The following is a 16,730-nucleotide window of genomic DNA, read 5'->3' on the forward strand; positions in this document are numbered from 1 at the left end:
GCTCACTGCCTCCCCTCAGTGCCAGCGGCGGCTCTCAAGCCGCCGGGCGGTTAGGAACAGCAGCGCTACTGTAACAGAAACAAAAAACACCACTGCACTGATATCAAATGTACCGGAAGTAAACTGCTTGTAGCGGCTGGAAAAAGAAATCCACGAAACAATCTTAGAGAAAATTTCGTTGTTTACCGCACTGGAAATATTGTCAATCACCATCAGCAGCACGGCAATGCCCATGCTGCCAATTGCCGCGACAATCGGGTTTTCGGTTAAGGACGAAATAAAAATGCCGATAGCGGTCATGGCTGCGCCAAAGAAAAGCGCGCCCAGGTAGTCGCCGAAAATCATGGACCAGCTGGGCGATGCCGAAAAGGAGAGCACCACTGCGGGAATCAACGACAGGGTCATGCCGATAAAGTAAATACAGAAAGCGCCGACAAATTTGCCGCCCACAATCCCCATGGTGCTGACCGGCGCGGTCAAAAGCGCCTGGTCGGTCTTGCTGCGCTGCTCTTCACTAAAAGTACGCATGGTGAGAATCGGGATAATCAGCATACACCAGATAAACATATTATTGTACACGTAAGAAATATTAGAAGAGCTGCCGGAAAGATAAACCTGTGCATAGGAAAATCCAAACAGCGCCGCCAGCACGCCCAGGCAGACATACGCCACTGGCGAGTGAAAATACTGTTTCAGTTCTTTTTTGGTCACTGCACCCATTTATTTCTCCTCCTTTTTGCTCTCCGCTTGATTGTCGGCCTTTTTCTCTTCTTTGCGCGACAGTTCGTCGTCTGTTTTTGGCACTGTGTAGCCGACCACACTGGCCGCCGCGGCGCGTACGCTGCGGCTTTCTTTTTCGATTTCTTCCGTCTGGGTATTTTCCGTTTCGCCGGAAGTCAGGCGCAGGAAGATTTCCTCCAGCGTATTGCGGCGGGGTGACATCGCCAGCAGGGTCCAGTGTTTGTCACAGCACAGGCTGAAAACTTCGCGGCGGGTGTCGGCGTCTTCGTCGAGGGAATACTTCCACACGCCGGTCTCGCTCTGTCCCTGCAGCTGCACGTTTTTGACATGCGGCAGGGCTTTCAGCGCCTTTTGCGCCTCGCTGTTTGGTGCCTCAATTTCCACCTGCAGGCGCTGCGGCTCTACGGTCTTTGCCAGCTCTTCCTGGGTGCCGTCCGCGACCAGCTTGCCGTTGTTGATGATTAAAATACGCTCGCAGGTTGCCTCTACTTCCTGCAGGATATGGGAAGAAAGAATGACGGTATGCGTTTTGCCAAGGTTCTTTATCAGGTTGCGAATTTCGATAATCTGCTTTGGGTCAAGCCCTACGGTGGGTTCGTCCAAAATCAGGACCGGCGGGTCGCCCAAAAGGGCCTGTGCCAGCCCAACCCGCTGGCGGTAGCCTTTGCTCAGGTTGCCGATCAGGCGCGGATAGACGTGGTCGATCCCTGTTAAGCGGCAAATTTTGCCGATGTGTGCTTTCTTTGATTTCTTTACTTTCTTTAAATCAAAGATAAAGTCCAGGTATTCTTCCACGGTCATATCCATGTAAAGCGGAGGAAGCTCCGGCAGATAGCCGATGCAGCTTTTGGCGGCGTCGGCCTCATCGAGTACATCGTGTCCCTCTACTGTAACCGTTCCGCTGGTGGCCGAAAGATACCCTGTGATGATGTTCATGGTTGTGGATTTGCCGGCGCCGTTTGGCCCTAGAAAACCAACTACGCCGCTGCCTTCCACCGAAAAGCTCACATCCGACAGGGCTGTGTTAAGGCCGTACCGTTTGGTGAGGTGGCTGACTTCGATCATCCGTTTCCAACTCCTTTATGTGTTACTTTCTTGCCCGCCCGCAGGCGGCCGGTTGCGAAAAGTTTCGCAGTCTTTGCAAGTATACTGCCCCTTTCTGAACTTTGTGTGAATTTCGGGTGACTTGATAAAGCCATGTACAAGAAGCGGATCTGCCCCCTGCCCGCTTGCTTTGAAAACAGCAGAAAGCCACGTAAAAGACTGCCTGCAAATTTCCCCTGCGGTTTTTCTTTGCTTTCTTTCGTTTTCCCCAAAAAGGGAGAAAGTTTTACCGCTTTGCTTGACGAAACTGTACCTTTGCGGTTACAATAATACAAACCCGCCAAAGGCCGCTTGGCTTTTGGGGCCTGCCGCGGGGCCGTCAAATTCTGTATGTTTCGATACCGTATTTTGAGGAGGCACCTTTCATGGCCGTTATCAAACCGTTTCGAGCACTGCGCTATACCCAAAAGGCCGGCGATATTGCCAAGCTGACCTGCCCGCCTTATGATATCATCAGCGAAGAGGAACGCAGCGCGTTTCTTGCCGAAAGTCCCTACAATATTATTCGGCTGGAGCTGCCCCGCGGCGAAAATCCCTATGCCCAGGCTGGCTCTGTGCTGAAAAAGTGGGAAGCCGAGGGCATTCTGCAGGAAGACACACAGCCCGGTCTCTATATTTATGAAGAGGAATTTACCGCCAACGGCCAGACAAACCGCATCAAGGGCTTTATCTGCCGCGTCAAGCTGGAGCCGTTTGAAAATGGCGTCATTCTGCCGCATGAAGAGACCCTGAGCCGCGCCAAAAAGGACCGCTTCGACTTAATGCAGGCCACCTACTGCAACTTCAGCCAAATCTATTCTTTATATATGGACCCAAAACAGATTACCAGAAACCGCATTGACGCCCTGAGCACCGGCACGCCCCGCTATGAATTTTCCGACGGCACCGTCACCCACCGGCTGTGGCTTGTCAACGACCCGGTCGCCATTGCCGCTGTCTGTGACGACTTTGCCACCCGCCGCCTCTACATTGCCGACGGCCACCACCGCTACGAGACTGCACTCAATTTTCGCAACTGGTGCCGCGACCAGGGTGTTATCTCCAGCGAACCGGACTACTGCATGATGATGCTGGTCGACATGGAAAACCCGGGCCTGGTCGTGTTCCCGACCCACCGGCTGATCCACGGTCTAAAGGACTTCAGCCGAGAAAAGCTGCTGGACGGCTGCCGCGGCTCCTTTGACATCACCCGCGTCTCCGGCCTTGCCAGCATTCCCGAAAAACTCAGCGCATGCTATGCGGCCGGCCAAAAAGCCTTTGCCTGCTACTGCGGCGGCGAGGACTGGGACCTGTTGGTCCTGCGCGACCTCTCTGTCATGGACAAAGCCCTTCCCGACAAATCCGCCGCCAGCCGCGGTTTGGATGTATCGGTCTTACATACGCTGATTCTCGAAAAGGTACTGGGCATTGACAAGGAAAATATGGCAAAGCAGATAAACCTTTCTTATACCCGCGATTTTGAGGAAGCAGTCGCCAGTGTACAGAAAGGGGAAAGCCAGTGCGCTTTCTTAATGAACCCCACCCGCGTCACCGAAATCCGCGACGTGGCCGCCGCCGGCGAGAAGATGCCGCAGAAATCCACCTACTTTTACCCGAAACTCATCACGGGCCTTGCCATGAACCAGATGGATATTCTGCGCTGAGCCGCCTTTTTTCTTGCTTTTTGCAGTTTATATCCGCCTTTCTTGCAAAATATTTTTGATTTTACGCTATTAAATGCCAAAAGCATATTGACGCGGCCACTTTTTCATAATATAATCAAAGTCAAACATGAATCAGCAGTACTTGTTGATTCATGTTTGTGTACCCAAAAAAGCAGCACAAGGGGGTGTTTGCAGTGGCAACCGGCGCAGAGATCATGGTCAAGTGCCTGGAAAAAGAGAACGTCCGCCGGATCTTCGGTTATCCGGGCGCGGCAATCTGCCCGTTTTACGACTGCCTGTCTGCCTCTGCAATCAAGCACATCCTTGTACGGGAAGAACAAAACGCCGCCCACATGGCCAGCGGCTACGCGCGCTCCTGCGGAAAAGTGGGCGTGTGCGTTGTCACCTCGGGCCCCGGGGCGACCAACCTCATCACCGGCATCGCCACCGCGTACATGGACTCCATTCCGCTTGTGGTAATCACCGGGCAGGTGAACTCGTGGCTTTTGGGACGCGACGTTTTTCAGGAGGCCGACATCACCGGCGCCTGCGAAAGCTTTACCAAACACAGTTACCTCGTAAAAGATGCCGCTGACTTGCCGCGGATCTTTAAAGAGGCTTTTCATATCGCCTCTACCGGCCGCCCCGGCCCGGTGCTGATTGATGTACCTACCGATGTACAGAATCAGCCGGTTGCCACGTGGCAGTACCCGGAAAAGGCTAATATCCGCGGCTACAAGCCCCGCACACAGGGCCACGCCCTGCAGGTGAAAAAAGCGCTTGCCGCCATTGCAGAGGCCGAGCGGCCGATTATCTGCTGCGGCGGCGGCGTGGTGCTGGCAAATGCCCGCGACGAAATGACTGCTTTCGCCAAAAAAAGCGGCATTCCGGTATGCGCCACGATGATGGGCATTGGCGTCATACCCATGGACAGCGATCTGTACCTGGGCATGATTGGCATGCACGGGCGCGAAAGCGCCAACCTGACCATGCAGCAGGCCGACCTTGTGCTGCTGTGCGGTGCACGCGTGGGCGACCGCGCGGTTTCTGCCCCGCAGCAGATCGCCGAAAAGGCCCGCATTATCCACATTGATGTAGACCCCGCCGAAATCGGCAAAAACATGCCGGTTGATATTCCCATTGTCGGCGACGTGCGGCAGGTGCTCAAGAGCCTGACCGAGGGCGTGACCGACACCGTGCCCGAGGCGTGGAAACAGAAGGTGCTGGACTACAAAAACCAGTTTCCGCCGCGTGGCGAGCCGCGGGAAGATTTCGTAGAACCGCGTGTGTTTATCCGTGACCTTTCCGCCATGATGGAGGACAACGCCATTTTGGTTGCGGATGTCGGCCAAAACCAGATTTGGGCCGCGCGCAACTTCAATGTCAAGGAAGGCCGCTTTTTAACCAGCGGCGGCCTTGGCACCATGGGGTACGCGATTCCCGCCGCGGTGGGCGCAAAAATGGCAAAGCCGCACCGCCAGGTTGTTGCCGTATGCGGCGACGGGTCTTTCCAAATGGCCATGTGTGAGCTTGGCACCTTGGTGCAGACCGGCACCGACATTAAAATTATCATTATGCAGAACGGCACTCTGGGCATGGTAAAAGAATTTCAAGACAAGCTTTACAAAGGCCGCTACATCGGCACAATCTTAAAGGGCGGCGAGCCCGATTTCGTAAAGCTTGCCGAAAGTTACGGCATTCGCGCCTCTTTTGCCAAAAACAATGCCGCCGCCAAAGAGCAGGCTGCCCAAATGCTTCAGCAAGACGGCCCGTACATTCTGGTGTGCCGGGTAGACCCCGCCACACCCAGCATATAAGGGGGCGCCGGAAATGAAACATACGCTTTCCGTTCTGGTAGAAAACCAGCCGGGCATTCTTTCCAAAGTAGCGGGGCTTTTTTCCCGCCGCGGCTTTAACATTGATTCTTTAGCTGTTGGCGTGACAGAGGACCCCACGGTTTCGCGCATGACGATTGTCGTCGATGGCGACGAGCACATGGTCGAGCAAGTGGAAAAGCAGCTCAACAAGCTGATACAGGTAATCAAGGTGCGTGTACTGGAGCCCGGCCGCTTTATTTCGCGCGAGCTGTCGCTGGTAAAGGTGAGCTGCCGCACAGGGGACCGCGGCGACGTAATGAAAATTGCCGAGCTGATGCAGGCCCGCATTGTCGATGTCACCACCAGTACGCTGACCCTGCAGTTTTGTGACACAGACGAGCGCACCGAAACCCTTTTGGACCTGCTGCGGCCGTACGGCTTTAAAGAAGTTGTGCGGGCGGGCGCCATTGCAGTAGAAAAAGGCTGCCACTAAGGCGCATTCCTGTATTTGTTATTTTGATTTCTATTTTTATTTTGTCAACCCAACTCTTTCCAGAGCTTCTTACGCAATGAGGAGCGCCCGGCGCTTGTGGGGGCGAGTCTTGGTTTAAGTGCTCCAAGAGTTCCGTTATATACTTAATTCTCTTACTAACAGTAAGACAAGGAGGAACAGAACAATGCCAAAGATCTATTATGACGCGGACTGTGACATCAATGTACTCAAAGGAAAGACTGTTGCCGTTATTGGTTTCGGTAGCCAGGGCCATGCCCATGCGCTAAACCTGCGCGACAGCGGTGTCAACGTCATTGTCGGCCTGTACAAAGGCAGCAAGCGCTGGGAACATGCGGAAAAAGACATGGGCTTTAAGGTTCTAACCACTGCAGAGGCCACAAAGGCCGCTGATATTATCATGGTGCTGGCACCTGATGAGAAGCAGGCACAGATTTACAAGGACGACATTGCGCCTAACCTGACTGCTGGCAAGGCACTTGCTTTTGCTCATGGTTTCAATATCCATTACGGCCAGATTGTCCCGCCGAAGGATATCGATGTCTTCATGATTGCACCAAAGGCACCGGGCCACACTGTGCGCAGTGAGTTTGTCGAGGGCAAAGGCACCCCGGCACTGGTCGCTGTATATCAGGATGCTTCCGGTCACTGCCTTGAGACCGCGCTGGCTTATGGCGCAGGCCTGGGCGCAGCACGTGCAGCACTGATGGAAACCACCTTTAAGATTGAAACAGAAACCGACCTGTTCGGCGAGCAGGCTGTCCTTTGCGGCGGCGTAACTGCCCTGATGCGTGCCGGTTTTGAAACATTGGTCGAGGCTGGCTACCCGCCGGAGAACGCTTACTTCGAGTGCATTCATGAGATGAAGCTGATCGTTGACCTGATCTACACCGGCGGCTTCAGCTTCATGCGTTACTCTATCTCTGACACCGCCGAGTACGGCGATTACGAGACTGGCAAGCGCGTCGTCACCCCGGCTGTCAAGGCTTCTATGAAGCAGGTCCTTGACGAAATCCAGGACGGCACCTTTGCTTCCAAGTGGATTGCAGAGAACAAGAACGGCCGCTGCCACTTCAATGCATGCCGCAAGATGAATGCAGACTTGCAGCTTGAAAAAGTTGGTGCAGAGCTGCGCAAAATGTACTCTTGGAACAAGGACAACACAAAGTACGCTGACTAATTGTTCCTTTAGCATACAGAACCCCTGTAAGAAAAGCCGCATAGGGAAACCTTTTCCCCGTGCGGCTTTTTCTTGCTTTTCAGCAGGCTCCATGATAAACTTTGAATATATCTTTTGTCTTTTCATTCTTTATGTGAGGTGATTTTTATGAAATGGCAGCGATCCATTATAAAGAGCAACGCCAAAGTTTCCCTGCAGGGACACTATTGGGTCAGCTTTGCCGCCTGCCTGGTTACGCTTTTGCTTTCCGGCGGTATTTTTTCCACAGTCTGTATAGCGCAGCGCTGGCCTGAGCTAATAACCCGAATGGGCCATTGGGGTAAATTCTATTCCGGTACTTATTACAATGACTATGGCGTCTTTTCTTACCGATACCGCGTACCTCTAATGCCTTTCAGCACGATTTCCCCGATTATGTGGCTGGTGACTGTACTGGTCTCTATCTTTATCGGCATTGCCCTCTCGGTCGGCCTGTGCCGTTTCTTTTTGCACAAACGCTTTGGCGATACCCGCTTTTCCACTATTTTCAGCGGTTTTAAACAGAACTGGGGCAACACCGTTGGCGCGGTATTCCTGACAAAACTCTTTATCACGCTGTGGAGTCTTTTGTTTTTCATTCCTGGTATTGTAAAATCTTATCAGTACTACTATGTGGAATACCTGCTGGCCGACAACCCCAACCTTTCTGGGGAACGCGCCCGTCAGCTCAGCCGTATGCTCTCTGACGGCGAAAAAGGCAGACTGTTTGTCTTTGACCTCTCTTTCTTTTGGTGGTATGTCCTAGTGGGCCTCACTTCGGTAATCACGCTGGGCATGAGCGCCTCTTTCCTGGCCCCCTATCTGGACAGTGCCCGCGCAGAGCTGTACATTTTCGTGCGCGACCGCGCCATTCAGATGGGCCAACTGAACCCCGCTGAGCTCTGCCTTGCCCCGCAGCAGTCACCGTATCAACCGCACCCATTTGGCGGCTCTTATACGGCAAATGCGCAGAACGCGCCTTACGGCAATCCGCAGAACGCGCCTTACGGCAATCCGCAGAACGCACCTTACGGCAATCCGCAGAACGCACCTTACGGCAATCCGCAGAACGCACCTTACGGCAATCCGCAGAACGCACCTTACGGCAATCCGCAGAACGCACCTTACGGCAATCCGCAGAACGCACCTTACGGCAATCCGCAGAACACCGGCCCGGCGGACGATACACAGAACGCTCCTGCAGACAATGCGCAGAGCACCAGCCCGGCGGACGATACACAGAACGCTCCTGCAGACAATGCGCAGAGCACCAACCCGGCCGAAAGCACAGATTCTGATGAAAAGCAATAAATTTCCCTTTGCCAAAGGCCCGCGGCAGCAGCGCTGTCCGCGGGCCTTTCTATGCTTTGTGCGTCCGCTTTTCCGGTGGAATGCTCCCTATTGCCTGCCGGCTGTTTCGTTTTCGCTCCATTTAGACAGATATATGCTTTCGGCGGTATGCGAGATAAATCGCCGCTTTTCCGGTGGAATGCTCCCTATTGCCTGCCGGCTGTTTCGTTTTCGCTCCATTTAGACAGATATATGCTTTCGGCGGTATACGGGATGAATCGCCGCTTTTTCGGTGGAATGCTCCCTATTGCCTGCCGGCTGTTTCGTTTTCGCTCCATGCAAGCATAAAAAATGCCCTGTCGGTTTTCTCCCGGCAGAGCATTCTTTTTCAGCATCTCAGGGGGCCTAAAATCCGGGCAGGCCTCACCGCTTTGCTTTATTTTTTAAAGACATTCTTTACCGAGCGCAGTTCTTCACGGGTAGGCACAAACAGCCGGTAAAGCGGCGTGTGTGAATAGGCACAGAAAATTGCCACACTGGAAAGGCCCTGCACTGTCAGAGAAATAGAGGTGGAAAGCGCCACGCCGTTAATCCCCATCAGCGGAATCACAAGCAGGCAGGAAATACAGTTTGACACAACCCCCAGCACCGTGGGGATAATGTTGAGCTCTGGCCGGCCATAGGCGGAAATGGAGTTGCCCAGCACCTTTGCGTAGGAAATGAAAATAGAACCGACAATCAAATACGCCAAAGGCGCCAAAGCACCCTTGTACATGGGGAACAGCCACGGCACAAAGATATTGGCAAGCCACAAAATGAGCAGGGCCGCCACAGCTGTGACGTACGTGACCACCTTTGTCGAAATCAGCGTCAGGTGCAGCTTGTCTTTCTGCTCGCTCATGGCGGCAATGCGGCTCATAATGACCTGGCTGACCGCGTCCGGCAAAATCCAGACCTGCTGCATAATGGTAAATGCCGTAGAGTAAACGCCCAGATTCTTAATTCCGTATCTGCCCTGTACAATATAAGTCCCTAAAAAAGTATTGATATACGTCAAAACGTTGCTGACATGTGCTTTCAGGCTGTACTTCAGCATGGCGCCCTGCGGCACCGGGTAGTCGTCATCCGGTATCGGCTTGGGCCGCGGGCCGTTCCAGCGGCGGATGCACACCAGGGCAAACACAATCATGCCGGCAGAAATGGCGACCGTGCCCCAGATCCAGTAAGAGGCCGAGGGCCGAAACGCAATATAGAGTGCCAGCAGCGTGGCCAAAATCCGCTGTGTCAGGTTAATCATATTAAAGGATTTAAACTTATTTTCGCCCCGCAGGACCCCGGTGCACAGGTTTAGCACCAGCGAGCACAGCGCGTAAACGACAATGGCCGCCAAAAAAGGCGATGGCGTCTTGCTGAAAAAAGAGCTGTTTCGCAGCAGCACCATAACCGCTGTGCCCACAACAGCAATCAGCGCAAAGACCGCCGCGCCCAGTTTTAAAATCGACTTTTTTGTATTTTCAATCTTAAATCGCGCTACAAAATAGATAATAGAGGCCGCAATGCTCAACCCAACCAGGGTGTAAAAACCGCCGCCCCAGGTCTGCACCGCATTGTAGTAGCCCTTTACCGTTGGGTCTACGCGGCGCAACACCACAATGGACGAAACAAGGCCCAGCACTGCACCAAATGCATTGGTGCCAAAGGTATTTAGGGAATCCCGGACAACGTCACTGTGTATCCTTTTTTCTTTTTTCTTCATGTTGTTTGTATGCTCCATAAATTTACAGGCTAAAAATAAATATGGAGTCTATTATACCATGCTTCCCACCAGATAACAACGGCAGATGCGCCTTAATGCACAAAAGCCGCGACGCGGTCTTTCATGCGGATACGGTCGAGGGCACGCGCAAGCAGCAGGTAAATCGCCGCGCTGGCGCCGGCCTGCACCAGGTTTGGCACAATCTCAACAAGCGGCGACGCAAAGCTATGCAGCAAAGCGGCCTCGGTCAGGTAGTAGCCCCCCACGCAGACAGCGCCGGCCACAAAGGTCGCGGCCACGTTTCTCTTTGTCAAAAGCTTGGCCCCGGCCGTGGAAAAGCACAGCGCCATCAGGGACTTTATCAGCAGCGTGGGCAGCGCATACACCAGGCTGCCGGTCAGCGCATCTGACAGCGCCTCGCCGATGCCGGCCGCCGCAACCGCGTACGGCGCGGGCAGCATGCTGGCCGCCAAATACACAAAAGCGTCGCCCAGGTGGATGTAGCCCCCGGTGGCCGGGGTCGGAATGTGCAGAATATAGGCTGTAACGACGAAAATCAGCGCGCCAAACAGCGCGGCTGTCACCCCTAAATGTAAAGACTTTTTATTCATAAATCCTGTCACCCATCCTTTTTCCCGGGGGTCGTTTTTGCCCTCGGCTGTATTACTGGAAATTATCCCTATCATACCGAAAAACTGGAATGATTGAAATAGACAGTTTGTAAAAATTTTAAAGGTACAGTTCTTTCTGGCGGGCTTTGGGCGCTGCCGCAGCGCGCGCTGCCTTTCCCGAAAAAAATTTGGCAGTGCACAAATTTCATGGTATAATAGTAGGACTTTTAAATTACTTTGGAGGTGGACCCATGACGGCAGACCGGCTGAGGGCACGCAGCACCCTGCGCAACACACTGTTTTTCGGTGTCGGCGGTGTTCTTCTCATAGCGGCAAATTTAATGCCGATTTTCAACAGTTTCTTTTACGCAGGCGCGGTGTATGTGCTTCTTTGGGCCAACTTTATTCTGAATATCGGCATCCTCTGCGACCTGTGCAGCCATTTTCGGCGCGACTTCCCCATGCTGGTCTTTACCCTTTCCTTTGACCTGCTGCTGCTGGGGCGCGTCTACATTGCTTTTTGGGCGAAAGACCAGGCTGATCTGCTGTATAACCTAGAGGCCAGCTCTTACGAAAATTTATTTTCAGCGCTGCAGATTGTCACCTTTGCGCTGCTGTTTGCCTATGCGGGGTACAAGCTTTGTGCGCCGCTGTTTTTGCGCCGGGAAAAGGCCCTTGCCAAGCGGGACCCGGCCGTCTTTCACAACGACCAGCTGACCCCGCTGATTCGCCAAATCAGCAAAATTGTGCTGCTGATAAGCTCCCTGGCTTTCTTCTTTATGCTGGTGCGCAGCATCTCGGTGGTGCTGCGCTACGGGTACCTGGGGTCGTACACCAAGCAGATTGAAAATGAAGTGCCAAGCGTCATCAGCCGGCTCTCCATGTTTTTTGTGCCCTCTTTCGCGGTGTTTCTGGCAACTCTGCCAGACCGGCGTCAGCTGCGGCTGCCGCTTCTCGTCTACGGTGTCTACATGCTCTCTTCCCTTTTGACCGGCCGGCGCAACACCTTTGTCTGTGAGGCGCTTATGCTGCTCATCTATTTTGTGCTGCGCGACCGTCTACTGCCCAAAGAGCAGCGCTTGGTGCAAAAAAAGCGCATTGTGCCGATTCTCATTTTGGCCGTAGTGCTGGTGTACCTGCTGCAGGTAGTGGCGGTGCGGCGCTCGGGCAGCGGCTCTGGGCACAACCTGCTCAACATGATTTCAAACTTTATTTACTCGCAGGGGGCCACCTACCGCGTGGTACAGCAGACCGTAAACTGCTGGGACCGCTTTGACCACCAGACCGCCTGGCAGTTTATTTTCTATCCGTGTACTGAATTTGTACACAACAATCCGCTTACCCAAACGATTTTCGGGCTTTCGCCGATTGTCAGCACCCAAAGCACACAGTATGTACTGACAAACTATAATCTGGCCCACGTGCTGACCTACATGGTCGACCCGGCGCGCTACCTTTCCGGCGGCGGCTTTGGCACCACCTATGTCGCCGAGGCCTACCTTGGCTTTGGCATGGCGGGTGTTGCGGTTGTCAGCGGCTTTTTTGGGGTTGCTTTCCGCTTTTTCTCATCGATGCTCACGCGCTCTTGGCCGGTGCTGGCCCTTTCCCTGCTCGCTGTCAAAGAGCTGGTGTACGTGCCGCGCAACTTTGCGCTTTCTTGGGTATTCAATACCTTTTCAATTACCTATCTGCTCTACTTTATCGGCATTTACCTGCTGGCGCTGCTCATTGCACGCTTGGGCGCGCATCTGCGCCGCACAAACGGCAGTATCTGCCCCGCACGGGAGGTGCCATCTGATTGAAGCTGCTAATTCTTTTGACCACATCGTTCCCCCTGGGCAGCGGCGAGGATTTTCTTTCCGCAGAGCTTTTGCAGGCGACCGGGTTTGACCGTATTCTGGTGTGTCCCTGCAGCCCGCAGCCCGGCGCGCAGCAGACAAAGCCCCTTCCCGAAAGCTGCACGCTTGTGCACCTGCAGCGCAGCCCCCTTGGTAAAAGCACCTATGCGCGCCTGCTTTTCTGCCCCGCCGCACGGCAGGACCTTTCTGCTCTGCACAAAGCCGGTCAATATACCCTCGCGCGCGCCCACGACCTTGTGTATTTTTTAAAACATACAGAAGAAATCTACACTGCGCTGAAGCAGGCCGTGTCGGCAGAGCCCGGCGATTCTGTGGTCCTTTACAGCTACTGGCTGTATGAAGCGGCCGCGGCCGCGGTCCGCTTTGCCAAAGACCTGCGCCAAAAAGGCGTTTCGGTACGCCTGATTTCCCGCGCGCACGGCTTCGATATTCATAAAGAGCGCCGCCAAAGCGGTTACCTGCCCCTGCGGCCGTATCTTTTCGCTCATCTCGACCATATTTTCCCCTGTTCGCAGGACGGCGCGGCGGTGCTGCAGAAAGAAGCTGGGCCGGCCCTTGCCAAAAAGATAACCTGCGCCTATCTTGGCACAAACGACTGCGGCCTGGGGCAGCCGCGGCAGACACCGCTGCACTTGGTTTCGTGCTCATACATGGTGCCGGTCAAGCGGCTGCACCTGATTCTTTCCGCGCTGGAGCAGGCGGACTTTCCCGTCACGTGGACCCACTTGGGCGGCGGACCGCTGGAAGCGGAACTGCGCGAAAAGGCAAAAAGCCTGCCGCCAAACGTCACAGCCGAATTTTTAGGGCAGATGAAAAATACAGAAGTGCTGGAATACTACAAAAGCCACCCGGTCACCGCCTTTGTCAATGTCAGTGAAAGCGAGGGCGTACCTGTCACCGTGATGGAAGCCGCTTCCTTCGGCATTCCGGCGATTGCCACCAATGTGGGCGGCACCCACGAGCTGGTACAGGACGGCACAAATGGCTTTCTGCTGCCCAAAGCGTTTGCCCCGCAGGAACTTTTAGCGGCGGTCAAGCGCCTGCGCGACCTGCCCACGGCAGACTACACGGCGCTGTGCGAAAACGCGCGCGGCCTCTGGGCCGAAAAATTCAACGCAGAAAAAAATTACCAGAATTTTTATCATGACCTGAGTTGTGGGAGCCTATCATGAATTTTCTATATATCAGCAATGTCAGCAAAACCAAACAGTACGCCGGCATCTTAAAAAAGGTAGCCGGGCAGACCGAGGGCGCCGCCCGCCTGGGCTGGCAGGCGCACTACACCTGCGTGCAAGGGGAGCGTGTCCTGCTCTGCAGCGCCGCCGGCAGTGAACTGCAGCACACAGATCTTGCCCCCGGCCTGCGCTGGCGCGACCGGCAGGCCGCCATTACCGCGGCAATCTGCGGCTTTTTAAGCAGCGGACAGTACAATGCCGTGTACATTAAGGGGTTTTTGTCTAACCCCTATGCTCTGAAAGCTGCCGCGGCCGCTAAAGCGGCAGATCCCGCCTGCCGGGTCATTTTTGAGATAGCGACCTACCCCTATTGGGGTGAGTACAAACGCTTTCTGCGGGTAGACCGCCAAAAAAAGGATATGCGCGCCCTAGCCGGCCATCTGCTGGAAATCTGGCAGCATGCCATAACCGCACCGCGCATGAAGCGCTGTGTCGATGCACTTGCGGTCTTTGGTGCACCGGTCACACGGCTGTGGGGCATTCCGGCTGTCACCATCGACAACGGCGTTGCTGTCGACAAAATCGCCCTGAAACAGCCTAACAGCACCGACCCGGTTATCCGCCTTTTGGGCGTGGCAGGCACGTCGGTCGCGCACGGCTATTTCCGCGTACTTGAGGGCCTTGCGCAGTACCAAAAGACAAAATCCCCGCAGGACCCGGAGGTCTGCTTTGAGATTGTAGGTGCCAACCAAACCATCGAGGATATGAAAGCCCGGGCGTCGTCCCTTTCGCTGGGCAGCGCCGCTGTCTTTCTCGGCTACAAAAATGCAGAGGAGCTTTCTGTCCTTTACAGTCAGTGCGATGCGGCGGTTTCCTCCCTTGGGGTATATCAAATTCACCTGACTTGGCTCTCGCCCTTAAAGTCGCGCGAATACTGCGCGGCGGGCATTCCGTTTTTGTACGCTTATGAAGATACGCTGCCGGTCGATGCGCCTTTTGCTATGAAACTTGCAAATGACCCGTCGCCGGTTGATATAGCCGCTGTGGTCCGCTTTGCGCAGCGCTGCCGCCGGCACCCGGAAATTTCCCGGCAGGAGCGGCAGTATGCAGCTGACCATTTCGATTGGAAGATCATTATGGAAAAGGTGCTCCGTTTTGCGGGTGCCGATAACGCCAAAAAATAAGGAGGGCCCCAAATATGGAGCTGTATGTAAGTTTTTCAGACGTCATGCACTTTTTTAGGCGCAAATGGATCAAATTTCTGCTGGTTGTCGTGCTGTTCGGCGTAGTATGCAGTCTGCTGCCGCTACAAACTGCCAGCTATACCTACACCGCCAACACCACCGTGATGCTCAACTGCCAGGTGCCGGAAAACGCGGATGCCGACTACCGCCAGCAGTACACCAATATTTTAAACTACCGTGTACAGGCTGCTGTCGCAGAGGCAAGCTCCAACGACCTGCTGGAAAGCACCGCCGACAAACTGGGTATTAAAAAGGAAGTTATCAAAAAGATTACCGGCGAGCAGGTAAAGAGTGCCCCTGCTGTAAAGCTGACAATCCAGACCAGCAACGCCAGCCTGGCCGCCAAGATTTCCGACACGGCCGCACAGATTCTGTCAGATGACATGGTGCAGCAGTTCCCCTCGCCAAAGCTTTCCGTTTTCATCAGTGAAAAAGCACTGGACACTGCTTCTCACTCTCAAAATACCGCCATGCTCAAAGGCGGGATTCTGGGGGCGGCGCTCGGTTTCTTAATCTTTGTATGCTATGGGCTTATCCGCGTGCTGACAAACCACGCGGTAAACAGCGGCAAAGGCGCAGCCGAGCTGCTGGAACTCAAGTTTCTGGGTAATGTCCCGCATACCGGCGATAAAGACAAGCAGGCCGACGCTTTCCGCAGAATGCGCACCGCTGTTTTAAATCAGCCGAAAGCCGCCAAGAGCCTGCTGGTTGAAAGCACCGGAAAAGACAGCGGCACGCCGCAGACAGCCGCCGGCCTTGCTATTTCCCTTGCACAGGCTGGACGCACCGTTTTGGCAGTTGATGCCGATCTGCGTGACCCGCAGCTGGCCTCTCTGCTGGGCGTAAAACCCGAAAAGAACCTGCGCGATGTGTTGGACGGCCGCAGCACTGTTACCGAAGCCGCTGTGGAAGTGCCCGCCCATAAAAACCTTTCCCTGCTGGCAGGTGCCGCGGGCAGCGAAAACCCGGCCGACCTTTTGACCAAGAGCTTCTCTGAAATTTTGGAAGAAGCCGAAAGCGAATATGACAGCGTAATTATCTGCGCGCCGTCTCAGCCGGACTACCCCGATGCAGACAGCATTGCCTCCTGCCCCAACGCGGTGCTTCTAACCGCAAAGTATGGCACAACTTCCTACAATGTCATGCGCGGCGCCATCAGCGCCACCAAAGAAGCCGGCGGCAATCTTTCCGGCTTTGTCGTGACCGACGCCTAATTGATCTTTTTGTAAATACTGAAAGCCGCGGGGAAATTTCCCGCGGTTTTTTTGCGGCTTTTCGGCAAGCTTCGCCTGCAGAGATTCTCGTATTCGTATAGAATATAAAGTGTAAAAAAGCGCCTGCCACACGGCAGACGCCCATTTTGTATGCTCTGTTTTTACGCCTGTGTTACCGGATTCTTTTTGTCATCCGCTTTCTGCTGAAAGCGCCGGCTGCCCACGGCCACGCGGATGTGCTCACCGGTCGCGCAGACACCGGTCTCGTCCTCGGCGGTCAGGTGAAAATGAAACGTGCGGCCCTCCTGCTCGACCAGCTCGGCAGTCACGGTAACGGTCATACCAATTGGTGTAGGCGCTGTGTGCTCAATGGAAAGTGAGCAGCCCACGCTGGTCTTGTCGGGGGTCAGGTAGCGCTGCGCCAGCTGCGCGGAAGCATTCTCAAACAGGGCACAGATTGTGGGTGTTGCCAACACACGCAGACTGCCGCTGCCGACATTGACCGCCAGCATATCTTCTGTTACTTCTTTTTTCAAAACTGCTCTTTCTGCCATTTGAAATTCCTCC

The 16,730-nt window shown here is 54.4% G+C and carries 14 protein-coding genes; 9 read left to right on the top strand and 5 right to left on the bottom strand.

The genetic code is table 11. The features are described 5' to 3' along the window. Positions 1-15: 15 nt before the first annotated feature. The gene (locus LKE53_09800) at positions 16-720 is read right to left on the bottom strand and encodes an ABC transporter permease (protein ID MCH3973032.1); all 705 of its coding nucleotides are present in this window, start codon (positions 718-720) and stop codon (positions 16-18) included. Then, on the bottom strand, positions 721-1,806 hold the full coding sequence (locus LKE53_09805) for an ABC transporter ATP-binding protein (GenBank protein MCH3973033.1): 1,086 nt from the start codon (positions 1,804-1,806) through the stop codon (positions 721-723). It abuts the gene before it with no gap. A 404-nt stretch (positions 1,807-2,210) separates the two neighbouring features. Here LKE53_09805 and LKE53_09810 point away from each other — a divergent pair, with 404 nt between their 5' ends. From LKE53_09810 to LKE53_09830, 5 genes are all read left to right on the top strand, one after another. After that, complete coding sequence (locus LKE53_09810; GenBank protein ID MCH3973034.1) at positions 2,211-3,488, top strand: DUF1015 domain-containing protein; 1,278 nt, start codon at positions 2,211-2,213, stop codon at positions 3,486-3,488. Positions 3,489-3,640: 152 nt separating this feature from the next. Continuing rightward, on the top strand, positions 3,641-5,305 hold the full coding sequence (gene ilvB, locus LKE53_09815) for a biosynthetic-type acetolactate synthase large subunit (protein ID MCH3973035.1): 1,665 nt from the start codon (positions 3,641-3,643) through the stop codon (positions 5,303-5,305). Positions 5,306-5,318: 13 nt separating this feature from the next. Beyond that, the gene (gene ilvN, locus LKE53_09820) at positions 5,319-5,798 is read left to right on the top strand and encodes an acetolactate synthase small subunit (protein MCH3973036.1); all 480 of its coding nucleotides are present in this window, start codon (positions 5,319-5,321) and stop codon (positions 5,796-5,798) included. Between the two features lie 184 nt (positions 5,799-5,982). Beyond that, a complete protein-coding gene (ilvC, locus tag LKE53_09825) occupies positions 5,983-6,996 on the top strand; it encodes a ketol-acid reductoisomerase (GenBank protein ID MCH3973037.1) in 1,014 nt (337 codons plus the stop codon). 147 nt (positions 6,997-7,143) lie between these two features. Continuing rightward, positions 7,144-8,325, top strand: a complete 1,182-nt coding sequence (locus tag LKE53_09830; GenBank protein ID MCH3973038.1) for a DUF975 family protein — start codon at positions 7,144-7,146, stop codon at positions 8,323-8,325. Positions 8,326-8,740: 415 nt separating this feature from the next. On the opposite strand, the gene LKE53_09835 is transcribed toward LKE53_09830, so the two are convergent. Together LKE53_09835 and LKE53_09840 are read right to left on the bottom strand one after the other, a co-directional pair. Continuing rightward, a complete protein-coding gene (locus LKE53_09835; GenBank protein ID MCH3973039.1) occupies positions 8,741-10,060 on the bottom strand; it encodes an oligosaccharide flippase family protein in 1,320 nt (439 codons plus the stop codon). Between the two features lie 92 nt (positions 10,061-10,152). Then, complete coding sequence (locus LKE53_09840) at positions 10,153-10,671, bottom strand: TIGR04002 family protein (GenBank protein ID MCH3973040.1); 519 nt, start codon at positions 10,669-10,671, stop codon at positions 10,153-10,155. A gap of 251 nt (positions 10,672-10,922) precedes the next feature. On the opposite strand from LKE53_09840, the gene LKE53_09845 reads away from it, so the two are divergent. From LKE53_09845 to LKE53_09860, 4 genes are read left to right on the top strand one after another with little or no spacing between them, the layout of a single operon-like run. Then, positions 10,923-12,473 carry an O-antigen polysaccharide polymerase Wzy family protein gene (locus LKE53_09845; GenBank protein ID MCH3973041.1) on the top strand — a complete coding sequence of 517 codons (1,551 nt, stop codon included), beginning with the start codon at positions 10,923-10,925 and terminating at the stop codon, positions 12,471-12,473. Continuing rightward, entirely contained in the window at positions 12,470-13,702 is a 1,233-nt protein-coding gene (locus LKE53_09850; GenBank protein MCH3973042.1) for a glycosyltransferase, read from the top strand. Before LKE53_09845 ends, LKE53_09850 begins: the two co-directional genes overlap by 4 nt. Beyond that, positions 13,699-14,889, top strand: coding sequence for a hypothetical protein (locus LKE53_09855; protein MCH3973043.1), 1,191 nt, complete (start codon positions 13,699-13,701; stop codon positions 14,887-14,889). Before LKE53_09850 ends, LKE53_09855 begins: the two co-directional genes overlap by 4 nt. Positions 14,890-14,903: 14 nt before the next feature. Next, positions 14,904-16,163: a CpsD/CapB family tyrosine-protein kinase gene (locus tag LKE53_09860; GenBank protein ID MCH3973044.1), complete on the top strand. Its 1,260-nt coding sequence runs from the start codon at positions 14,904-14,906 to the stop codon at positions 16,161-16,163. A 161-nt stretch (positions 16,164-16,324) separates the two neighbouring features. On the opposite strand, the gene LKE53_09865 is transcribed toward LKE53_09860, so the two are convergent. Then, positions 16,325-16,717, bottom strand: a complete 393-nt coding sequence (locus LKE53_09865) for a thioesterase family protein (protein ID MCH3973045.1) — start codon at positions 16,715-16,717, stop codon at positions 16,325-16,327. Positions 16,718-16,730: the final 13 nt, after the last annotated feature.

Source organism: Oscillospiraceae bacterium (assembly GCA_022483045.1).
Lineage (GTDB): Bacteria > Bacillota > Clostridia > Oscillospirales > Acutalibacteraceae > Caproicibacterium.